18 protein-coding genes are annotated in these 21426 nt (G+C 63.6%); 7 read left to right on the top strand and 11 right to left on the bottom strand.

What is annotated here, in order from left to right; all coding sequences use genetic code 11:
* Positions 1 to 9 precede the first annotated feature (9 nt).
* The gene (locus Q4G24_RS00645; protein ID WP_303364561.1) at positions 10 to 780 is read right to left on the bottom strand and encodes an SDR family NAD(P)-dependent oxidoreductase; all 771 of its coding nucleotides are present in this window, start codon (positions 778 to 780) and stop codon (positions 10 to 12) included.
* Positions 781 to 953: 173 nt separating this feature from the next.
* Here Q4G24_RS00645 and Q4G24_RS00650 point away from each other — a divergent pair, with 173 nt between their 5' ends.
* Complete coding sequence (locus Q4G24_RS00650; protein WP_303364562.1) at positions 954 to 1448, top strand: MarR family winged helix-turn-helix transcriptional regulator; 495 nt, start codon at positions 954 to 956, stop codon at positions 1446 to 1448.
* Between the two features lie 24 nt (positions 1449 to 1472).
* Here Q4G24_RS00650 and Q4G24_RS00655 read toward each other — a convergent pair whose 3' ends face one another.
* Positions 1473 to 2633 (bottom strand): acyl-CoA dehydrogenase family protein, encoded by a 1161-nt coding sequence (locus Q4G24_RS00655; protein WP_303364563.1) that lies wholly within the window; start codon positions 2631 to 2633, stop codon positions 1473 to 1475.
* Between the two features lie 275 nt (positions 2634 to 2908).
* Between Q4G24_RS00655 and Q4G24_RS00660 the strand changes: the two genes are divergently transcribed.
* From Q4G24_RS00660 to Q4G24_RS00670, 3 genes are read left to right on the top strand one after another with little or no spacing between them, the layout of a single operon-like run.
* Positions 2909 to 4054, top strand: coding sequence for a DUF563 domain-containing protein (locus tag Q4G24_RS00660; protein ID WP_303364564.1), 1146 nt, complete (start codon positions 2909 to 2911; stop codon positions 4052 to 4054).
* 41 nt (positions 4055 to 4095) lie between these two features.
* Positions 4096 to 6066, top strand: coding sequence for a glycosyltransferase family 2 protein (locus tag Q4G24_RS00665; RefSeq protein ID WP_303364565.1), 1971 nt, complete (start codon positions 4096 to 4098; stop codon positions 6064 to 6066).
* Complete coding sequence (locus Q4G24_RS00670; RefSeq protein WP_303364566.1) at positions 6063 to 7871, top strand: glycosyltransferase; 1809 nt, start codon at positions 6063 to 6065, stop codon at positions 7869 to 7871. Before Q4G24_RS00665 ends, Q4G24_RS00670 begins: the two co-directional genes overlap by 4 nt.
* Before the next feature lie 39 nt (positions 7872 to 7910).
* On the opposite strand, the gene Q4G24_RS00675 is transcribed toward Q4G24_RS00670, so the two are convergent.
* From Q4G24_RS00675 to Q4G24_RS00710, 8 genes are all read right to left on the bottom strand, one after another.
* Positions 7911 to 11879 carry a G8 domain-containing protein gene (locus Q4G24_RS00675; protein ID WP_303364567.1) on the bottom strand — a complete coding sequence of 1323 codons (3969 nt, stop codon included), beginning with the start codon at positions 11877 to 11879 and terminating at the stop codon, positions 7911 to 7913.
* 162 nt (positions 11880 to 12041) lie between these two features.
* Positions 12042 to 12278, bottom strand: a complete 237-nt coding sequence (locus Q4G24_RS00680) for a hypothetical protein (RefSeq protein WP_303364568.1) — start codon at positions 12276 to 12278, stop codon at positions 12042 to 12044.
* A 292-nt stretch (positions 12279 to 12570) separates the two neighbouring features.
* Positions 12571 to 12900, bottom strand: coding sequence for a thiosulfate oxidation carrier complex protein SoxZ (soxZ, locus tag Q4G24_RS00685; RefSeq protein WP_303364569.1), 330 nt, complete (start codon positions 12898 to 12900; stop codon positions 12571 to 12573).
* Between the two features lie 9 nt (positions 12901 to 12909).
* Positions 12910 to 13404 carry a thiosulfate oxidation carrier protein SoxY gene (locus Q4G24_RS00690; RefSeq protein WP_303364570.1) on the bottom strand — a complete coding sequence of 165 codons (495 nt, stop codon included), beginning with the start codon at positions 13402 to 13404 and terminating at the stop codon, positions 12910 to 12912.
* Positions 13388 to 14716, bottom strand: coding sequence for an FAD-dependent oxidoreductase (locus tag Q4G24_RS00695; RefSeq protein ID WP_303364571.1), 1329 nt, complete (start codon positions 14714 to 14716; stop codon positions 13388 to 13390). The genes Q4G24_RS00690 and Q4G24_RS00695 overlap by 17 nt, the downstream gene beginning before the upstream one ends.
* 1 nt (position 14717) lies before the next feature.
* Positions 14718 to 15725, bottom strand: coding sequence for a YeeE/YedE family protein (locus Q4G24_RS00700; RefSeq protein ID WP_303364572.1), 1008 nt, complete (start codon positions 15723 to 15725; stop codon positions 14718 to 14720).
* Complete coding sequence (locus Q4G24_RS00705) at positions 15722 to 16993, bottom strand: NAD(P)/FAD-dependent oxidoreductase (protein WP_303364573.1); 1272 nt, start codon at positions 16991 to 16993, stop codon at positions 15722 to 15724. Before Q4G24_RS00705 ends, Q4G24_RS00700 begins: the two co-directional genes overlap by 4 nt.
* Positions 16990 to 17298: a c-type cytochrome gene (locus tag Q4G24_RS00710; protein ID WP_303364574.1), complete on the bottom strand. Its 309-nt coding sequence runs from the start codon at positions 17296 to 17298 to the stop codon at positions 16990 to 16992. The genes Q4G24_RS00705 and Q4G24_RS00710 overlap by 4 nt, the downstream gene beginning before the upstream one ends.
* A gap of 349 nt (positions 17299 to 17647) precedes the next feature.
* Between Q4G24_RS00710 and Q4G24_RS00715 the strand changes: the two genes are divergently transcribed.
* The 3 genes from Q4G24_RS00715 (at position 17648) to dctP (ending at position 20653) form a co-directional block, all read left to right on the top strand.
* A complete protein-coding gene (locus Q4G24_RS00715; RefSeq protein WP_303364575.1) occupies positions 17648 to 18163 on the top strand; it encodes a TRAP transporter small permease subunit in 516 nt (171 codons plus the stop codon).
* A 61-nt stretch (positions 18164 to 18224) separates the two neighbouring features.
* On the top strand, positions 18225 to 19547 hold the full coding sequence (locus tag Q4G24_RS00720; RefSeq protein ID WP_303364624.1) for a TRAP transporter large permease subunit: 1323 nt from the start codon (positions 18225 to 18227) through the stop codon (positions 19545 to 19547).
* Between the two features lie 74 nt (positions 19548 to 19621).
* On the top strand, positions 19622 to 20653 hold the full coding sequence (gene dctP, locus Q4G24_RS00725; protein ID WP_303364625.1) for a TRAP transporter substrate-binding protein DctP: 1032 nt from the start codon (positions 19622 to 19624) through the stop codon (positions 20651 to 20653).
* Positions 20654 to 20705: 52 nt separating this feature from the next.
* On the opposite strand, the gene Q4G24_RS00730 is transcribed toward dctP, so the two are convergent.
* Positions 20706 to 21392, bottom strand: coding sequence for a response regulator transcription factor (locus tag Q4G24_RS00730; RefSeq protein WP_303364576.1), 687 nt, complete (start codon positions 21390 to 21392; stop codon positions 20706 to 20708).
* Between the last annotated feature and the right edge of the window lie 34 nt (positions 21393 to 21426).

The raw sequence follows: 21426 nt of genomic DNA on the forward strand, positions 1-21426 counted from the left end.
GATGCCCCCTCAGCCGTGCATGGTCAGGCCGCCCGATACGGAAATCACCTGTCCGGTGATGAACGCCGCATCGTCGCTGGCCAGAAACAGGATCGCGCCCGGCAGATCGTCGGGGCGGCCAAGGCGGCCCATCGGAACCGCCCTGGCAAAGGCGCCGCGCAGTTTTTCCGTGTCACCCGCGGCTTCCAGAAAGGCATCCAGCATCGCGGTTTCGGTCACGCCGGGGCAGACAGTGTTAAAGGTGATCTGATCGCGCGCATGTTCGCGGGCCAGCGTTTTCATGAATGCGATGATCCCCGCCTTGCAGGCCGCATAGACGGATTCGCCCGACGACCCGACCCGCCCCGCGTCCGAGCCGACCGACACGATCCGCCCGCCATTGCCCCGCGCCACCATCGAGGCCAGCACCGGCTGGGTGATATTCAGCACCGAGCGCAGGTTGATGTCGATGATTTTGGTCCAGAAGTCAGGGTCTTGTTTCAGGAACGGCACGAACAGATCCCAGCCGGCATTGTTCACCAGAATGTCGATGGGGCCAAGCTCGGCCTGAACCCGCTCTACCGCCGCGCCGGTGGCGGCATGGTCGGTCAGATCGGCGATCATCGCAAACGCCGCGCCGCCCGATGCGGTGATCTGGTCAACCACCGCCTGCGCCGCGTCAGTGCTGATGTCAGCCACCACCACCCGCGCCCCTTCCTGCGCAAACCGCAAACAAGTGGCCGAGCCGATCCCGCCGCCGCCGCCGGTCACGACAACCAGTTTATCCTTCAGACCTCTCAAGACATCCTCCTGCCGTTCATCACGCCTGTTCGGATCGGGACCGGCCTGCGGTCATCCAGATCGCGCGTCTTGCCGGGCAGTCTGCGGCGGGGGTGATATTATGTCAACTAGTTTACGCAAAAATTCCGGCGCACCATCTTGCGCCGCATCCGCTTTCGCGCAACCCTGCGGGGATGAACGACAAAACCCGGCACACCGACACCTTTGGCGCGGACCTGTCCAACCGGCTGGCCTTTCGGCTGTATCAATGCGCCAATCAGTTGAACAAGACCGGCACCAAATGGATGGAGCGGCACGAGGTGACGACCCAGCAATGGGCCATCATCGGCGCACTGGTCAACCCACGCTGGCGCGACGGCATTGCGGTGCGCCATCTGGCCGGGGTGCTGATGGTCAGCCGCCAGAACCTGACCGGCGTGCTGTCGCGGCTGGAATCGCGCGGCTGGATCGAACGGACGATGGACGAACAGGACAACCGCTCGCGGCTGATCCGCCTGACGCCCGAGGGCTGGCAGCGGTGGGCCGAAATGCAGGCCGACATCCTGTCCTTTTACGATGCCGCGATGAAGGACATGTCCAACAGCGACAAGATCCACCTGCTGCACCATCTGGACAGATTGCGCCACAATTTCCGCGACATAGATCAGTTGCAGGGCGGCGAGGGCTGAGGCCCGGCCAGCCCTGCCAGCGGCTCAGATCGCGGCGCGGGCCTGTTCGGCCATGGCGCGGGCGATGATGCCCTGCTGAATCTGCGTCGTGCCTTCGTAAATGCGGAACAGGCGGGCGTCGCGGAACAACTGTTCGGCCCGGTATTCGCGGATATAGCCGTTGCCGCCATGCACCTGCACATTGCGGTCGGCGACCCGGCCGACCATTTCGGATGCGAACATCTTGGCGCAGGATGCCTCGACCCCGACATCCTGCCCGGCATCGCGGCGGCGCGCGGCATCCAGCACCATGCAGCGCGCGGCATAGGCCTCGGCCCGGCTGTCGGCGAACATCGCCTGCAACAGTTGAAATTCCGCGATGGGTTTGCCGAACTGCCGGCGCGTCACGGCATAGGCCATCATGTCGTCGATGATCCGTTCCGCCAGCCCGGTGCAGGCGGCGGCGATATGCAGGCGGCCCTTGTCCAGCACCTTCATCGCGGTCTTGAAGCCCTGCCCCTCGACCCCGCCGATCAGGGCATCCGCCGGGATACGGCAATCCTCAAGGATCACGTCGCAGACATGCGCGCCCTGCTGGCCCATCTTGTGTTCCGGCCTGCCGGTGGACAGGCCCGGCGTGCCCGCCTCGACCGCAAAGGCGGATACGCCGCGCGGGCCGGGCTGGGCCGGATCGGTGCGCGCCATCACCGTGAACAGACCGGCATGGGGCGCATTGGTGATAAAGCGTTTGGTGCCGTTCAGGATGTAATGATCGCCGTCGCGCCGCGCCGTGGTGCGCACCGATCCGGCATCCGACCCCGCATCCGGTTCGGTCAGCGCAAAGGCCCCGATAATCTGCCCCGAGGCCAGCCCCGGCAGATATTTCGCCTTTTGATCTGCCGTCCCGTCAATCGCGATCCCCTGCGAGCCGATGCCGATATTGGTGCCGAACACCGACCGAAAGGCCGGCGCGGCGCGGCCCAGTTCCAGAATCAGCAGGGCCTCTTCTTCCATGTTCAGGCCAAGGCCGCCGTAATCGGGGCTGATCGACAGGCCGAACAGGCCCAGATCGCGCATCGCATCCAGCAGATCACCGGGAATGGCATCGGTTTGCGCGACCACGGCTTCGGCGGGGATCAGGCGTTCATCCACAAAGCGGCGGATCGTCGAAATCAGATGGTCGCGGGTGTCCGGGTCCAGTGCCATATCGCCCTCAATCTTGATATATGGCAATATATTGTCACATATGACAGCAAAGGCAAGGCCCTGCGCAGATCACAGCCGCCCGCGCCCGCCAAACCCGCAACGCAGCCGCCGGATGCAAAGTTTTTCCCATTCGCAGAATGGCATAACCGCCTCTGGTTAACGCCGCAGGCCGGGCGAATACCTTGTGAAGCGGGCGTTTCTGTGCAATGTCTGCACCCTGAATTTCCCTGCCCGCATCCTTGGCCGATGCGGCAGCCAGCCAAGGTGAACCCGGCATGTTCGTAGATGAATCCTTTGAACCAAGCCCCGATCACGGCTGGTCGCGCGAGGTCAGGCCGGTCGAAGGCGCGACGATCATTCCGCCCACCAATATGCTGGCCTTTCCGACCTGTGGCGTTCTGGACAGCAGCGGCACCGATCTGCCCGAGGCCGCGATCTATCGCAGTTCCGCCGAGGGGCGCCTGCGCCGCATGATGCTGCCGCCCAAACCCGCCCAAGGGCCGGTGGCGCGCCTGTCGGGCACGCATCTGTGGGGCGGGCAGATCTTTAACCATTTCGGCCATTTCCTGACCGAATCCATCTCGCGGCTGTGGGCGGTTGCCGATCATCCGGCGGACAGCATCGTTTTTGTCGGTCGCCACAAGGAAATGACCGATCTTCAGCAATGGCACCGCAATTTCCTGACCATGGCAGGGATCGACCTGCCGGTGCGGCTGATAACCGAACCAACGCAGGTCGAACGCCTGCTGGTGCCGGGTCAGGGCTTTGGCCTTGGTCCCATCGCCCGCGGCACGCCGGAATTCCGCGCCTTTGGCCACCGTCTGGCCGAACAGATCGAACCCAAAGGCGACGACAGGATCTATATCTCGCGCACCCGGCAGGGCAAAAAGGGCCGGGCGCTGAACGAGGTTCAGATCGAAGACAACATGCGCCGCAACGGCTATGGCATCTATTACCCCGAACGGCATTCGCTGGCCGAACAACTGGCCCAGTATCGCAAGGCCAGCCATATCGTCGGGCTGGACAGTTCGGCCTTTCATCTGGCCGGACTGATCGCCCGCCCCGGACAAAAGATCGCCATCATCCTGCGCCGCAACATGTCGGCCTATTACAACATCCAGCGCCAGTTCGAAGGCATGACCGGCACCAGCCCCGATATTCTGAACGTGCTGGAAGGCGACTGGATGCCCGAAAAGCACAAAGGCGCATCGCGGCTGAGCTGGGGGCAACTGGATCATGCGGCACTGGCGCGGCTGCTGGCCGAACGCGGCTATATCGACAGCGCCGACGACTGGCACCTGCCGACCGAAACCCAGAAAGAGGGTGCATTGCAGGGGCTGGCCAAGCATATGGGCGGCGCGGCGATGAAATTCGTGCCCGCCGACACGCCAATAGACCAACAGATGGCCGGCAGGCACTGACGGCCCGCCGTGATCCGATCCGCAGCGCAGGGCCGCATCCGATGACCTCGAAACCGACTGACACGACCAAGGCCGGGCTGGCGCCCATCGGATCGCTGTGGATCGACGGGCCGCTGTCATGGCTGGAAATCGCCTCGGTCCGCAGCTTTGTCGAACTGGGCCATGATTATGTGCTGTATAGCTATGGCTCGGTGCCCAACCTGCCCCAGGGCGCGCAACTGCGCGACGCGCGCGAGGTCTGGGCCAATGACGACATCATCACCCATGCCAAGGCGGGCAGCCCGGCCATCCACGCCGATGTGTTCCGCGCCATCATGGTGCGCGATACCGGCCGGGTCTGGGTCGATACCGACATCATCGCGCTGAAACCCTTTCCCGCCGATCTGCAATGGTTCATCGGCCATGAACGCGATGACAAGCTGTTGCTGGGCAATGCCGTCATGGGCGCGCCGCGCGGGTCTGAAACCATCCGGCTGCTGGCCGATTTCCTGACCACCCCCAACGCGATCCCGCCATGGCTGCCGCAGGGCCAGCGCAAGCGGATGCAGGCGACGCTGGACGCAGGCCAGACGCTGAATCTGGGCGATCTGCCATGGGGGGCCACCGGTCCCATCGCGCTGACGCATTTCGCCAGCCAAACCGGCGATCTGGCCCATGCGCAGCCGACGCATGTGTTCTTTCCGATCAGCTTTCAGGATCGCAAGCTGCTGACCGAAAATGCCAGTCTGGACCGCGCCACCCAGTTGATCGGGCAGGACGACGTGCTGTGTGTGCATCTGTATTCCCGCTGGATGCGCAAATACACCAAGGGGATGCGCGGCGGCGTTCCGGCGCGGCGGTCATGGATCGGCGCATGGCTGGATCAGCGCCAGCAGGTCGATTACGACGCGCTGGAACAGAAAACGCAGGTCAAGGCCGCCCAGCAGGAACGCAGCAAGGACAAGCTGGACCGGATCGACCCGGTGGCCTTTCTGACCGATCTGGAGGAACGCAAGGCGCACATTCCCGGCGGGGCCAACAGCTCGCCCTATGGGCATGTGATGCTGACCACCATGGCCAAGGACGAGGGGCCGTATATTCTGGAATGGGTGGCCTATCACCACCTGCTGGGCTTTACCGATATTCTGGTGCTGACGAATGACTGCACCGATGGCACCGATGAAATGCTGGATGCGCTGGCCGCGCTTGGGCTGGTGTCGCGGCTGGATAACGGCCCGTGGCGCGACAAGCCGCCGCAATCGCGCGGCATTGCCCGCGTCGGGGGGCATCCGTTGTTCACCCGCGCCGACTGGCACATGCTGATCGACCTTGACGAATTCTTGCAGATCAAGACCGGCGACGGATCGGTGAACGCGCTGATCGACCAGATCGTGGCGAAAAAAGCCACCGCGATGCCGGTGGCGTGGCGCTTTTTCGGGTCGGGCGGCAACCGGCTGTATCGCGACGAACCCGTGGTGTCGCGCTTTACCGCTGCGGCAACGGATCAGTTCGTCAAAGGCCATGGCGTCAAGACGATCTATCGCCCCGAACCATTCATGAAACTGGCGATCCACCGCCCGCATCTGAAACCCAAGTTCCTGAAAACCGACGAAAAGCAACTGCGCTGGGTCAACGGCTCTGGCCAGATACTGGATGGCCGCAAGGTCGCGTGGAAATACAAGCAGGGCCAGGCGGGCTATGATCTGGCGCAGGTCAATCATTACGGGGTGAAATCGGGCGAAGAATACCTGATGCGCCGCCTGCGCGGCGACGTGCTGAACAATCACAGCAAATATGACGCCGAATATTTCCGCACCTTCGACCGCAACGACATCACCGACACAGGCGCCGCCGATCTGGCCGACAAGGTTGCGAAATTCTGCACCCGCCTGCTGCGCGACAAGGGCGTAAAGCAGGCGCAGGCGCTGATCCGCGAACGCTATGCCGCCAAACTGGCGCGGCTGCGCGCGTCAGACGGCTATGACGACCAACTGGCGGAACTGGGCTTTGCCGGACCGGACGCCGGGGAATGAGGGTCATCGTCCATCCGGGCCTGCATCAATGCGGCACGGCCTTTCTGCACGAGACGCTGCGCGCCATCCCCCAGCCATTGCCGCAGGGCTGGATCAACGCCCGCAACGACGACCGGCTGCGCCCGGTGTTTCGCAGGCTGGCCGACGATCTGGCGAATTTTGCCACCACCGGCAGACCGCGCAAACGCGCCGGGGCACAGGCGGCGCTGCGCGATCTGCTGCAACAGGCGGGCGATCTGGGGGCGCAGGTTCTGCTGCTGTCGGATGACGGCTTTCTGGGCAGCCCGCCGGCGGGCCATCTGGCGGCGGGGCGGCCGCCGCTGCTCTATCCGCGCGCGGCCGAGGTCGCCGAACTGTTCGAGGCGGCGCTGTCTGGCCATGACCGCGACTATCTGTTCACCCTGCGCCCGCATCTCGACCTGCTGCGCCGTCAGTATCTGGACGCCATCGGGCATATCCGCTTTGACCTGTCGCTGCCCGATTATATCGACCGGCTGGCCGAACAGGGGCTGGCGGGCCATCGCTTTGACCGGGTGATCGGCGATTGGGCGCAGCACAGCGGCGCCCGGCGGATCACCCTGCTGCATCACGACCTGCTGGACGACGATCCCGACCAATATCTGCGGGCGCTGGAACGGTTTCTGGCCCTGCCCGCGCGGCTGCTGCACCCCCCGGCAAACCGGGCCGAGCCGGAACTGACGCCGGGCCAGATCGCCCTTGCACGGTCGCTGTTCGATCCGGGTCAAAGCAATCAGGACATCCGCCACAAACGCGAACAACTCGCCGCGCATCAGCCCGGCCCCGGCGATCCGCCCGACGACCCCCCGACCGCCGCGCAGGCGCAACTGATCCGCGACAGCTTTGCCGCTGATCTGGACAAGGACGCGTGGCCCTACCAGCAACTGACCCCACCCGACGACCTGCCCCCCGATCTTGGCGCGCTGAACGCTCATTTCGGCATCGGCGGGCTGGCGGATGCGCGGCCGGACGGGCGCAATGTCATCTATTTCTGGGATGCCGCGCTGAAAATGCCGCGTCCGTTTTACAGCAACGTCGCCCATTGCGCCGCGCAGCAACCCGGCTGGCAGGTGATGCTGTTGCACGATGCCGACGCCCCTGCCCTGCTGGACGGGCTGGACCCGGTGCTGGCGCAGACCTATCCGCAGATCCGCCCGCCCGCCGCGCGCAGCGATATTCTGCGGCTGGCGTTTCTGTTCAAACACGGCGGCTGGTATATCGACGCCGATTCATCGCCGGTGATGCCGCTGGATGATTTCGACCTGTCCCGCCCGGTGATGTTCCACCGCGATGACATGTCGCGCGGCCTGCGATTTTGCGCCAATCATTGCCTGTATTTCGACGCGGGCCACCAGATCCCCGGCCTGTGCCTGCAACGGATTGCCGAAAACATCACCCGCAAAACCCATCTTTACGATGTCGAGGCGTTTTCCGGCCCGGCGCTGCTGACGCGGGTTCTGACGGAACTGGATTACCCGGCAGATGCGCTTTACCCCTATTCGCGCTATTTCGTGCAGAAAGACCCGCTGTATTTCCGGTCGCTGCGCCTGCCCGGCTCTACCTCCTGGTCGATGGAGCAGTTCTTTGGCGTGCTGGACAACCTGCCGCCCGATTTCAGCGGGTTGCCGCTGAAGCTGTCGCCGCGCACCTCGGGTCAGTTGATGGTCATGCTGAACCGCCACCCCGACCCGGCCATTCTGGCGCAGATCGCGCAGATCCGGCCACGCTTTCTGAAAGACGGGCCGTTCCGGCAGCGTTACGAAACCGCATTCGGCCCCATCGGCTGATCGCTGCGGGACCGGCAGGCACCGGCCCCGCAACATCGGTCAAAAGACGAAGAAGTCATCCCCGTCCAGATTCAGCCCGCGCGACAGCGTGGCGAAATGCACCCGCGCAGCCGAACCAGTGCCATCTTCGTCGTAATACAGCCGGCCCGAGCGTGAATCATAGATGATCCGGTCCGCGCCGCTTTGCGCAACGCCGGTGGTGTTCGACCGAAAGCCCACATCCAGCGCACCGCCACGCAGCCCGGTAAAGATCGACTGAGCCAGCCAGATCGTATCCTCGTTCGGGGCAAAGTCGCGGATCGAATCGACGCTGCCATACGGCCGCGTATCTATGACAAAAACATCCGCGCCCGCGCCGCCGATCAGCACATCGCTGCCCGCGCCGCCATACAGCGTGTCATTGCCGCCTCCGCCGCGCAGCGTATCGTTGCCAGACCCGCCCCAAAGCCGGTCGTCGCCCGCATCGCCGCTGAGCGCATCATTCCCGTTGCCGCCATGCAGCCAGTCGTTGCCCACGCCGCCGAACAGGGAATCATTGCCGTTACCGCCGTGCAACGTGTCATTCCCCAGCCCGCCCCAAAGACGGTCATCGCCATCATCGCCATACAGCAGATCGTTATCCGCATCGCCGAACAGCTGATCGTTGCCGATGCCGCCATACAGGGTGTCGTTCCCGCCACCGCCGCGCAGCGTATCATTGCCGTCATCGCCCCACAGCCGGTCATGGCCGGTGCCGCCGTTCAACACGTCATGGCCGGAACCGCCATAGAGCCAGTCGTTGCCCGCGCCGCCGAACAGGGTATCGTTACCCGCATCGCCGCGCAGCGTATCGTGGCCATCCTCGCCCCACAGGCCGTCGTTACCGTCGCCGCCGCGCAGCAGATCGTTACCCTGATTGCCATGCAGCGTATCGTTGCCAGAACCACCATCCAGCGTATCGTTACCGCCGCCGCCATGCAGTTTATCGTCACCGGTATCGCCATACAGCCGGTCATTGCCCGCGCCGCCGTTCAGCAGATCGTTCCCGGCACCGCCATACAGCAGATCATCGCCGGATTCGCCATTCAGCATATCGTTGCCATTGTCGCCGCGCAGCGTGTCATTGCCCGCACCGCCGTAAAGGCGGTCGTTGCCGTCGTCACCATGCAGCAGGTCGTTGCCGGCGTGGCCATACAGCACATCATCGCCCAAACCGCCGTAAAGGCTGTCATTGCCGTCCCGGCCATAGAGGGTATCGTTGCCCTCATCGCCCCACAGCCGGTCGTGGCCGCCACCGCCGTCCAGCACATCATGGCCCGACCCGCCATACAGCCAGTCATGGTCGTTGTCGCCAAACAGGGTATCGTTGCCCGCACCGCCGCGCAGCGTGTCATTGCCATTGCCGCCGCGCAGGACGTTGTTGCCGGAATTGCCGGTCAGCACATTGGCGCGCGCATTGCCGGTGCCGTTGATATGGGCCGTGCCGGTCAGCGTCAGATCCTCGACAAAGCGAATGCCCTGATGCGTGTCCAGCGAATAGGTGACAGAGCTTTCCACCCGGTCATGCCCGCCCGCATCAACATGCCCGCCGCGCACCGTCGCCTCGTCCACGATGTCGGTGGTTTTGGTTACGGTATAAACATCGTCACCGGCCCCGCCCATCATGACCAGCGCGCCCTTGGCGTCGATCCAGTGGATCATGTCGGTTTCAGGGGCCGTTCCGTCAAAAGAGCCATTGTTGCGCAGGCCATAGCGCGCGATTTCCCGTTCGGTCACGCTGAATTTGACGATGTGATGAACCTCCAGCACCTCGCCGGTGGCGCGGTCAGCCACATAGTCCAGAAAGCGGATGACACGGGTGCCATCGGGCAGCGTCCAGAACCCGTCGCGCTGAATCAGCATCAGCATCGAGTTCTTGTCCACCAGCTCACGGTCATTGACCGACAGCCGTTCCTTGGTGCCGATGGAATCGGTCTTGATGCCCGCGCGGCTGAACGGCTGGCCCAGCTTGTAAACTTCCGGCCCGGTATAGGTCAGCGACAGCCGGCCGGGGGTCAGATCGGCGGAATCCATCGTGGTATGGAAACCGGGGCGAAAATTCACCAGCACGTTCTCCACATTGGTCGCATCAAGGTCGATCAGGATATGCGCCACATCCGAGGGCAGCACCTTCGGGTAATGTTCGGAAAACGATTCGTCCGCCTCGGTGAAGTAAACGCCGTTCTTGAACCCGTCCAGCTTCAGACCGTTGAACACCATGTCAAAGACGTTCAGGCTGAACCGGACACCGTTCGACGCAGCGGCGACCCGTTCGGAGTTCGTCGTTCCGATCAGATCAAAGTCCAGCATCGTGTAATGCGACGTATAGCCGATCACAACGCCGGTCGAGGTTTCCCAGTTCAGGAAACCGTCAAAAACCGAACGAAGATCGTTGTTTTGTTCAGGGGTGGCCTTGATGACCATCAGCCCGATCTGGGTGCCGAAGGCCTCGTTGTCGCGGAACCCTTCGATCGGGGTGCGGTTAACGGCCACGGTGTCCTGCCCGTAAGCGATACCGGGATATTCCAGATTATCCGCCAGCGGATTTTCAGGTGCGACGCGATGGAACCATGTATAGCCGTGGGTGGTGTTGATCGCCACGTTTTCAACGGCATGAACCTGACGCCCGGCGAAAAAGAACCCGTCGCCGGTCTTGCCGATGTCATTGTCGGCGGGGTCGCCCACACGTTTCACCGACCAGTCGCCATAATCGACACCAGAGGATTTGATGGCCATGTTCTGGCCCCAGACGCCGGTTTCGTTGCCGTCCTCGGCCACGAAGGCGGCGCCGAACACGTCAAAGGCCACGTTGCCGATGAAATCGGCGTGGCTGCCGTGATGAACAAAGCCCCAGCCCGGCGATCCGCTGACGGTATTGCCGATGGCGATGGCGGGGTTGTCCTGATCCTCGACCCCGTTCTTGTGGAAATGGAACGGATAACGCGCCTTGGCGTTGAAATCGGCCGTCAGCGTCCCCGCCTTCGAGGCGTCCATCGCCGCCTGCGATTTGTCGGTGCGGCCCAGATCGTCAAAGGCGGCATAGCGCACATCGACATCGTTGGAATGCATGAACATCACATGACCGCGGTGATGCGTCTGCGTGGCATCTCCGTCGATACTGGAAAAGGTGATGTTGCGGGTCATGTTCGCGACATAGGCCGACAGATCGTCGCGCGGCGTGTCGTGGTCATAGGTCAGCGGGCGGTCCAGCGTAACGGTGTTACCCTCGATCCCGATGATCCGCACTTCTTCGTCCTGGCTTTCCTTGTGAACCACGGCGCGGACGCTGTTATCCCAGGTCCAGCCGGTCTTGTGCGTGCCGCTGAGAACCAGGTTGTCGCCGACCTGCCAGCCCTTGGGCACCTCGGCCAGTTTCAGCACCGTGTCGCCTGCCATGGCATCGGTAGCGACCTTGACGAAGGGGGTCTTTTCCGCCCCGTGAATCTCTGCCGCCCCGTGCGAGATGACGCCGCGCGACAGCAGCGCCGGGTCCCAGCCGATGTCGATATCGCCGTTATTGGCGATCTTGATTTCCGCCTGAACGCCGGCCTGCACCGGATTGTCGGCGGTGCCGATTTCCAGCCGCCCCTGCGGGCTGACCACCAGCGTATCCACCACCATCCGGGTGTCCGAGGCCGTGGCAAAGGACAGTTCGCCATCGACACGCACGGTGAACAGCGAGGTATCGCTGACCTCGTTGTAATTCACCGAAATACCTTCGGGAATCAGCGCCTTGGCCCCTGCGGTGGGGATGCGCCCCTGATACCATGTGCCCGGATCGAACCAGTCGCCGTTCTTGATGGCGATATGGGTCGCCTCGGCCCGTGGCACCAGCGCCAGCAGCCGCGCATGATCCGCGGCCATCCCCTCGTTCGACATGTCATGCGCATGTTCAGGCGCGTTCTTTACCGCCCGGACAAAAGCATCAGCATCGCCCGTGTTGACAGGGTAAGTCGGATGATCCGCAGAATGATCACCGTTCGTTGGCATGATGCACCTTTAAATTCAGAAGTCAGCGTCCTGCGATAGCCTGTGATCGCCGACGTCATCAATACGGTCTTGCATGCAAAATGCGACGTAATTGTAATGCCCGCCAGAAGATCGGCATAAATCTGCCGCGAATCGGCGGAAACCTCTGAAATTAACTAAAAATTAACCTTTAATCGGTAGTTTTCCGCCGATTTTCAACGCAGGGTTGAGGGTTTTGCTCAATAGCCTAATTTGCACATGCTGCATAAACGTGCAGATGAGGGCGGGTAAACAAGCATATAGAATCAACGCAGCACCCTGCGGCGCGGGCAATGCCGCGCCGCAGAAACCGTCTTGACCCTCAAGGGTGATGCTGCGCCCGGCCCCGGCGAAATCGCCGCGCTCATCGGTCCAGATCATGCGCAAGGTGCCGCTGTCGCGGGCGGCACAGGTGAAACCGATACAGGGTTCCGGGATACAGCCGGTTTCAGCGCACCCTGCGGCGCGGGCAATGCCGCACCGCAGAAACCGTCTTGACCCTCAAGGGTGATGCTGCGCCCGGCCCCGGCGAAATCGCCGCGTTCATCGGTCCAGATCATGCGCAGGGTGCCGCTGTCGCGGGCGGCGAAAGTGAGAACTCGATACAGGGTCGGGATACAGCCGGTTTCAGCGCACCCTGCGGCGCGGGCAATGCCGCGCCGCAGAAGCCATCTTAACCCTCAAGGGTGATGCTGCGCTCGGCCTCGGCGAAATCGCCGCGTTCATCGGTCCAGATCATGCGCAGGGTGCCGCTGTCGCGGGCGGCGAAGGTGAACTCGATATAAGGGTTCTGGGAGACAGTCGGCTCGGGCTGCCATTCCATCAGCACGGCATCATTCAGCAACGCGCGGAACCCGGTCAGGATATTGCGCGGCATAGGCGTGCCATCGGCCTGTTGGCGAAAGCCGGTTTCCATCGGATGCGCGATCTGGGCGCGGATGCGCACGATTTCATCCCTGGCGGGGGTTTCGGTGCTGATCCAGATGCGGGGGGGTCTGCTCATGGTTGGTCCTCACATACCGCAGCCGCCGGCGGCGACGGTGGTTTCGGCGCTGGCTTGCAGGAAACGGCCATCGCTCATCCGGGCGACGGCGCGGACGCGCATGCTTTCGATCAGGCGCAGCCGCAGGGCCACATCCACCGGACCCGTCGCCGGGCCAAAGCGGAACACGCTGGCCAGCGGCAGCGGGTTACGGTCGGCCAGCACGATCAGTTCCTCGCAATAGACATCCGCGCCGGGGTCGGCCGCGATCTGCACGCGGACGGGCACAGCGGCGGGGTTATCGGCCAGCGCGGGCAGGTCCAGCAGCAGGTCGGCTTGCTCTGCCGTGGCATCGCCCAGGAATTCGGCGATAATCCGGTCGGCCTCGGCATCGTCGGGCTGCGGAAAGGCGCTGGTCAGCATGTGCTCCTGTGCCATCGCCGCCTGCCCGGCCAGCGCGGCGGCGCCAAAGGCTGCCGCGCCGATCAGGATCTGCCGCCGGTCGGGTTCAGCGCAAAAAGTCATTGAACATCCCATCAATCCAAACAAAGTCTTCTTCCAGCAGATCGGGCGTGCGCACGTCAACGTCAATCTGCGTCTGCTGCACATTCCCGTCAGGGCCGATTTCGTAAAAGAACTCGACCGAGATGGCCTCGCGCGGGTCGCCGTTCACCAGCATATAGCACAGGTTGTCGGGCAGTTCCGCCACGACTTCTTCGCCGCGCACGCGCTGACCGATGTTCCGTGCCACGATCTTGGCGATATAGTTCGCGACATGCGCGCTTTTGGGGTAATGGCCGAACTGCGGGGAAATCGTGCCCATGCTGTCGCCGACGATATACACGCTGTCATCGCTGTTGGCGTGGAACAGGCGCGGGTGCATATCGGCCCAGCCGGTCGAGTTATCCTCGGCGTCGCGGCCGATCAGATCGGCATAGAACACCATTTCCGACGCCTGATGCGGCGGCATGATGATGGCTTCGTCAAAGTCGAAATCACCCGCCTCGGTCATGATGCGCTTGTTATAGGGGTCCAGTTCGCGGACGCGCGCATTGGGCACATGGGTGATGATGTCGGGATACAGTTCCTCGAACGCGGCGCGGTATCCGGCCCCGATGGGGGCGATCATCGGTTTCGGGTCAAGGATCAGGATCTTGGCCGGGATGTTGTTGACCTTGAAATGCCACGCCATCACGCAGGCCCGCTCATAGGGCGAGGGCGGGCAGCGATGCGGCGGCGGCGGCAGCGTCATCACGATGGTGCCGCCCTTGAAATCGTGGATCTTGTTCTTCAGCGCCACATGTTCCGCACTGGGGATATAGGCCGAAGGGAAATGCGTCCGGGTGTAATCCGCCGCCGCCGTGTCATCGCCGAACCACACGTCATAGGCATTGCGGATGCCGCCCGCGAGGATCAGGAAATCGTAATCAACGCTGCCTTTTGACGTGCGCACGATCTTGCGGTCGCGTTCGATGCCGGTGATCTCGCACTGGATCAGGCTGTAGCCGTATTTATTGGCCGGATGCAGCATGTCCTGGGTCAGGAATGCGGTATCCACCACGTCGATCAGCCATTTGTTCGACATCGGGCAGGACCAGAAGAACGGGTTGCGTTCCAGCAGGATCACTTCGGCATCGGGGACCTCTTGCCGCAGATAGCGTGCGGCGGTCATCCCGCCCCATCCGCCGCCGCAGACGACGATGCGCGGACCGCGCCCCTCGCGCGGTTTCAGTATCGTGTCGGCGGTCAGCGCGGCGGGGGCGGCCAAAAGGCCAGTGGCGGACAGGCCAAGGGCCAGGGCGGGCGCCCCGGTCAGCAAGCTGCGGCGATGGATCATGTCAGATTCCGGTGTTTCGTGTGTGACGGGTTGCGATCAGAGCAACCGCAATCCCGGCCAGAATACCGGCAAACGCGACCAGACTGGCCAGCGACAGCGTAGAAACTCCGCTTAAACCTTGCCCGATCGAACACCCCAAGGCAAGCACTCCGCCAAAGCCCATCAGCACGCCGCCCGCGATAGCTTTGACGGTCTGGCGCGGGGTGGTAAAGCTTTCGATGCGCAGATCGCGCATCAGCACGGTCATGCCAAAGGCCCCCAGAAACGTGCCGCCCACAACCGCCACGCCAAAGACCAGCGCCCGCCCGGTGGACAGCATCAGCCACAGCAGGCCGTCGCCCACCGGCCCGACAAAGCTGACCGAGGTCAGGATCGGCGGATCGAACGGGTCAGCCGTCGCCGCCGTGATCCACCAGCCCGCCGCCACGGTTGCGCCCACGATCACGGCGGCGGCGGCCTGTGGCAGATGAGTGCGGCGGATCAGCGGCCATGCCAGTGCCAGCAGCGCCAGCACCGGCCCGCCGATGGCCAGTGGCGCGGGGATCACCTGCGCCAGCGACAGCGCCTGCGGCTGCGCGACGCCCCACGACTGCATCCACAGCCGCAGCGGGGCCAGCACGCCGGTCAGGCTGGCCTGCGCGGTCAGGCCAAGGCAGGCCAGCACCACGACCGAACGCAGGTTGCCCCCCGCCGCCAGCACCACCGACCGCGCCCCGCAGGCATTGGCCAGCACCATGCCCACGCCAAAGATCGCACCCCCCGCCAGCATCGCCACCCAGGAAAAGCGGGGCCGCATCGGCAGGGATTCCGCCAGATCGGTCAGCCCCGCCATCTGCAAGCCCTGCGCGCCGATGATCGCCACCGCCAGCGCCAGCGCAAAGGCGCGCAGCGGCGACAGATCGCCGCCGCTCAGCAACCCCTTCATCCCGCGCAGCAGGCAGAACCGCCCGGCCCGCGCCGCCGCACCAAAGACCACGCCCAGCAGCAGACCGGCCAGAACCGGCGTCACGCCGCGCCCCAGATGTCGGTGGTGATGGCCTCATACCAGCCCGCGCCATAGACCGCCTCGGCCTTGCGGAATTCGGCGTCGGCCTCGATGGGGCTGACGCCGCCCGCGCCCTCGATCTCGACCACGGCATCGTCTTGCGCGGCATAGACCCCGGCGACCGAGATGCCCCAGTCCGGCCCGATCAGGCTGTAGCAGGTGTTGGCAAAGCTGGCGGTCGGGGGTTCCTGCCCGGCCAGTTCGGCGCTGATCGCCGCCGCCGCCACCTTGGCCTGCGCATTGGCGCAAAAGCCCGATTTCGGCATCGGCGCGGCGATGGTCGCATCGCCCACCACATAAATGCCCGGCACCTGCGCCGATTCAAAGCGGCCCGCCCGCACCGGCACCCAGCCCGTCGCATCGGTGACGCCGGCACGATCCGCGATCCAGCCGGCCTTTTGCGGCGGGACCACGTTCAGCACATCGGCCCGATGCACGGTGCCAAAGGCGGTTTCCACCTGCCGCGCCGCCGCATCGACACGCAGCACCTGCCCGTCATCCGACAGCGGCACCCATTCGATCATGTCGCCATACAGCGCATCCCAGCCCTGCTGGAACAACCCCTGCTTGGAAAAGCTGTCCTTGCTGTCCAGCAGCAGGATTTTCGACGCCGGCTTGTTGGTTTTCAGGTAATGCGCCACCATCGAGGCGCGCTCATACGGGCCGGGCGGGCAGCGGAAAGCGCCGTCGGTGATCGACATGACGAATGTGCCGCCGTCCTCCATCGCCTCTAGCCGGGCTTTCAGCAATTGCGTCTGCGGCCCGGCCTTCCACGCATGGGGGGCCAGTTCCGCCGCCGCCTCGTCATAGCCGTCCAGCGCGTTCCAGCGGATGTCGATGCCCGGCGACAGGATCAGCCGGTCGTAATCCAGCACCGCCCCATCGGCCAGCGTGACGCGCCGGGCGGCGCTGTCCACATCCTGCGCGGTGGTGTGGATCACCTCGACCCCCTGCGCGCGCAGATCGTCGAACCCGTGGCCGATGCTGTCCCATGTCCGCAGCCCGCCCAGATAGAGGTTGGAAAACGGGCAGGTCACGAACCGCTGCGCCGGTTCCACCAGCGTCACCCGCAGATCCGGGTTCAGCCGCCGCAGATAGCGCGCCGCCGTGGCCCCGCCAAAGCCGCCGCCGACCACCACCACATGCGCCGAGGCCGCCTGTGCCCGCACCAGCGCGGGGGCCATCAGGCTGGCCCCGATACCGCCCAGAACCGTTCGCCGTGTGAATGTCATTGCCCGATCTCCGAAAACCATTGCGCCAGCGCGGCGATCTGCGCCTCGTCATAGCCGCGCATATGCCGCCCCATCACCGTCGAAGGCTCTGATCCGTCGCGAAAGGCCAGCATCCGCGCCTGCAAATCATCGCGCGGCAGCCCCGCGATCGAGGGAATCGCCCCCGGCGAATGCCCGTCGGGGCCGTGGCAACTGGCGCAAGGCCCGGCCAGCACCTGCACCGCCGTGCGGTCCGGTTCCTGCGCCGCCGCCATGCCCGGCAGCAGGACGCACAGCGCCAATATCCCCGTCAGTTTCAGGCGCATCGCAGTCTTTCCCCTTGCAGCCAGATCTCGCCGCCATGGTGGCGCAGCGATCTGGCCAAGTAAAGCAATGGAAACAAAAAGGAAAGTTTGTTTCGCCACATTGCGACCAGCCGGAACGGCGTTCCCCGAAACGCCGGCGGGGCAGAACCTGCGCCCCGCGCCCGCGATACACCCCCGCCACGCCGGGCACAGGCCGCACAGCCGCCGCGCGACCCCGAAACCGCCCTTTCCCGCCAGAGCTGCGCCGCCGGGCCGCAAAACTGTTCAAAAGGTCACGACTGCCGCGATTGACACACCGTCGCCAAATCGAAACAGTGCGCGCGCATAAAACAAGAAAAGGAGGGGGGACATGATCTCGGTCATCGACTGGATCAATGAAACGGTCGGGCGCGTGCTGTCGCTGATCGCGGGCGTGTTTGCCGTTATCATCATCTATGACGTGTTCATGCGCTATGTGATGGTGCGGCCAACGCCCTGGGGCTTTGACATGACAAAGATGCTGTATGGCTTTTACTTTGTCATGCTGGGCGGCTATGCGCTGCGCCATCAGGCCCATGTCAAGGTCGATCTGCTGACCGCGACCATGCGCCCCGCGATGCGCCGCTGGACAGAGGTCGCCGGTTACATCATCTTTTTCCTGCCCTTCAGTCTGGTGTTCATGCTGTATAGCTGGCAGTTCGGCCTGCGTGCGCTGGCGCAGATGGAACGCACCTATGGCGCCGTGCAACTGCCGGTCTATCCGCTGAAACTGGCGATGGGCGTCGCCGCCACGCTGCTGTTCATTCAGGGCATTTCCGAATTGCTGAAGCTGGTCCTGCACCGCACCGACCATCTGGAACCGATGGAGCCGCTGGATGTTCACTGATTTCATCAACAGCGCCATCCCGGTGCTGAACGGCGCGCTTGGCTGGATGGCCGTTCCCGGCATCAGCGGCGAAGGTATCGCGCTGGTCATGGCCGGTCTGCTGGTGATCGGCCTGTTCATGGGGCACCCGCTGGCCTTCGTGCTGGGCGGCACCGCCGTGCTGGGGGCCTTTATCGCCGGAAAACCGATGGTGCTGGGCATCACCATCAACCGCATCTTTGGCGATGTTCTGGATAATTACACGCTGATCGCCATTCCGCTGTTCGTGCTGATGGCGCGGTTCCTGTCGGACAGCGGCGTGACCGACAAGATGTTCGAGGCGCTGCGCCACCTGATGGCCAATGTGCGCGGCGGGCTGGGGCTGGCGGTGGTGTTCATCTCGATCCTGCTGGCGGCGACCACGGGCATCATCGGGGCCTCGATCACCGTCATGGGGCTGATGGCACTGAAACCGATGCTGCAATACCGCTATGACAAGCGGCTGACCACCGGGCTGATCGGTGCCTCGGGCTGTCTGGGCATCCTGATCCCGCCCTCGATCATGCTGATCCTGATGGCATCCTATGCCCCCGGCCTGTCCGTGGGCGAGCTGTTCGCCGGCGCGCTGATCCCCGGCGTGGCACTGGGGCTGATGTATGGGGTCTATGTCTATATGGTGGCGCTGATCCGCCCCGACATGGCCCCGCGCCTGTCGGAAAGTGAACAGATCAGCCGGTCTGCCATGTGGCGGATGCTGATCGTCGAGGCGGTGCCGCCGCTGATCCTGATCCTTGGCATTCTGGGGTCGATGCTGATGGGCATCGCCACCGCGACCGAGGCATCGGCCATCGGCGCCGTGCTGGCGCTGCTGATCGTGATCGTTCGCGGGCGTTTCACCTGGGCGAATTTCTACAGCGCCTTTCTGGAAACCGGCCGCACCTCGGCGATGATCCTGTTCATCGTTGTGGGCGCGACCGCCTTTACCGGCGTGTTCAACATCACCGGCGGGCTAAGCGCGACGCAAAGCCTGATCCGCGGGCTGGCCGACGACCCGAACACGCTGCTGATCGTGATGCTGGTGTCGGTGTTCATCCTGGGCATGTTCCTTGACTGGACCGGCATCGTGCTGCTGTGCTTTCCGATCTTTCTGCCGATCGTGACGGAAATGGGCGTCAGCCCGCTGTGGTTCGTGGTGCTGATGGCTGTCGTGCTGCAAACCAGCTTTCTGTCGCCGCCCTTCGGCTATGCGCTGTTCTATATGCGGGCGATTTCGCCGCCCGACATTACCATGGTGGACATCATCAAGGGCGTGATCCCCTTTATCATCATGGTGTTGCTGATGTGCGGCCTGATCGTGCTGTTCCCGCAGCTGGTCACATGGCTGCCCGAAACGCTGTATAAATAACCAACGGAGGAGATAAGATGAAAACCGCAATCCTGACCTGCGCCGCGCTGGCCGCACTGACGGCGGCCCCGGCCATGGCCAACAACTGGACGATGACCAGCACCTGGCCATCCTCGCTGGAACTGATCGAGATTGACAAACACTTCGTCAAGCTGGCCAACGACCTGATCGACGATTCTGACCTGACCATCGAGTTCTTTGAGGGCGGCGCACTGGTCCCCGCAGGCGAGGTGTTCGGCGCGGTCGAATCGGGCACCATTCAGGCCGGGGCCGACTGGCCGGGTTACTGGGCCGGGCGCGACCCCGCCTTTTCGCCTCTGGCCACCACCGCCAGCCTGTTCAATGCTGTGGATTACGTCAACTGGATCAAGGCATGGGGCGGGGATGAAATCTATAACGAGGTCTATGGCCGCTTTGGCATGGTCTATCTGCCCTATGGCGTGACCAACAATGAATCCGGTTTCCGCACCGTCAGCAAACCGATCCGCACCACCGACGACCTGCAAGGTCTGCGCCTGCGCGTATCTGGTCTGGAACAGGGGCGGCTGCTGGAAAAGCTGGGCGGCAGTCAGGTCTCGATCGCGGGTGGCGAGATTTACCAGTCGCTGGAACGCGGGGTCATCGACGGGGCCGAATTTTCCACCCCGAACGTCGATCTGTCGGGCGGTTTCCAGCAGGTGACCAAATACTGGTCCACGCCGGGCTGGCACCAGTCGTCATCGGTGTTCGGTGTCATGATTAACAAAGCCGCATGGGACGCCCTGTCCCCCGAAACCCAGGAAAAGCTGAAAATCGCCGCCGATGCCACGCTGCTGTGGTCGCTGGCCAATACCGAAAAGCGCGCGACCGAAGCCTATCAGGCATTCCAGGACGCGGGCACCGAGATTACCCGGTTGGACGATGCAACGCTGGAAAATATCCAGAACATGGCCAACGAAACCATCGTCGAGGTGGCCTGCGCCAACCCGACCTCGGCCAAGGTCTATGCCTCGATGCTGACCTATCTGGACGATTATGCGAAATGGCGCGATGCCTCGGCCCCGTTCAATCTGGGCCGCACGCCGCAAGGCCCCGATCTGGCCCGCATTCAGGAATGCGCGGGCTGACCTGACCCGCCGCCGCAACGACAAGGCCCGCCACACGGCGGGCCTTGATCGTTCAGGCCACCAGACGATAGCCGCCCGATTCCGTCACCAGCAGCCGGGCATTGCCGGGATCGGGTTCGATCTTTTGCCGCAGCCGATAGATATGGGTTTCCAGCGTGTGCGTGGTGACGCCCGCGTTATAGCCCCAGACCTCGTGCAGCAGCACATCGCGCGGCACCACCCCATCCTGTGCCCGATACAGGAATTTCAGGATATTGGTTTCCTTTTCCGTCAGCCGGATCTTGCGATCCTTGGCATCGACCAGAATCTTCATCGAGGGCTTGAACGTATAGGGGCCAAGCTGGAAAATCGCGTCCTCGGACTGTTCATGCGTGCGCAATTGCGCCCGCAGACGCGCCAGCAGAACCGGGAATTTGAACGGCTTGGTAATGTAATCATTCGCGCCTGCGTCCAGCCCCAGAATGGTGTCCGCATCGGTGTCATGGCCGGTCAGCATCACGATGGGGCATTTGACGTTCAGCTTGCGCAGCTTTTTGCACAGCTCGCGCCCGTCGGTATCGGGCAGGCCCACATCCAGCACCACCAGATCAAACAGGTTGCCCTTGACGGCCTCGACCGCCTCGGCACCGCTGCCGGCCTCGGTCACGTCGAAATCATCGGTCGCGACCAGTTGTTCGGCCAAAGCCTCGCGCAGATCGTCTTCGTCATCGACCAGCAGGATCTTTTTCAGTCCGGGCATGGTTGCCTCCTTTGCCTGTTTGACCGATGGATGG

It is taken from the genome of Paracoccus sp. (in: a-proteobacteria), assembly GCF_030538695.1.
Classification (GTDB): Bacteria; Pseudomonadota; Alphaproteobacteria; order Rhodobacterales; family Rhodobacteraceae; genus Paracoccus.

Coding starts and splice junctions, on each gene's coding strand:
- Q4G24_RS00655 (WP_303364563.1), bottom strand. CDS start 2,633: ATGGCACTGGACCCGGACACCCGCGACCATCTGATTTCGACGATCCGC.
- Q4G24_RS00660 (WP_303364564.1), top strand. CDS start 2,909: ATGTTCGTAGATGAATCCTTTGAACCAAGCCCCGATCACGGCTGGTCG.
- Q4G24_RS00670 (WP_303364566.1), top strand. CDS start 6,063: ATGAGGGTCATCGTCCATCCGGGCCTGCATCAATGCGGCACGGCCTTT.
- Q4G24_RS00675 (WP_303364567.1), bottom strand. CDS start 11,879: ATGCCAACGAACGGTGATCATTCTGCGGATCATCCGACTTACCCTGTC.
- Q4G24_RS00665 (WP_303364565.1), top strand. CDS start 4,096: ATGACCTCGAAACCGACTGACACGACCAAGGCCGGGCTGGCGCCCATC.
- soxZ (WP_303364569.1), bottom strand. CDS start 12,900: ATGAGCAGACCCCCCCGCATCTGGATCAGCACCGAAACCCCCGCCAGG.
- Q4G24_RS00705 (WP_303364573.1), bottom strand. CDS start 16,993: ATGACATTCACACGGCGAACGGTTCTGGGCGGTATCGGGGCCAGCCTG.
- Q4G24_RS00715 (WP_303364575.1), top strand. CDS start 17,648: ATGATCTCGGTCATCGACTGGATCAATGAAACGGTCGGGCGCGTGCTG.
- Q4G24_RS00730 (WP_303364576.1), bottom strand. CDS start 21,392: ATGCCCGGACTGAAAAAGATCCTGCTGGTCGATGACGAAGACGATCTG.
- Q4G24_RS00690 (WP_303364570.1), bottom strand. CDS start 13,404: ATGACTTTTTGCGCTGAACCCGACCGGCGGCAGATCCTGATCGGCGCG.
- dctP (WP_303364625.1), top strand. CDS start 19,622: ATGGCCAACAACTGGACGATGACCAGCACCTGGCCATCCTCGCTGGAA.
- Q4G24_RS00650 (WP_303364562.1), top strand. CDS start 954: ATGAACGACAAAACCCGGCACACCGACACCTTTGGCGCGGACCTGTCC.
- Q4G24_RS00680 (WP_303364568.1), bottom strand. CDS start 12,278: ATGATCTGGACCGATGAGCGCGGCGATTTCGCCGGGGCCGGGCGCAGC.
- Q4G24_RS00695 (WP_303364571.1), bottom strand. CDS start 14,716: ATGATCCATCGCCGCAGCTTGCTGACCGGGGCGCCCGCCCTGGCCCTT.
- Q4G24_RS00710 (WP_303364574.1), bottom strand. CDS start 17,298: ATGCGCCTGAAACTGACGGGGATATTGGCGCTGTGCGTCCTGCTGCCG.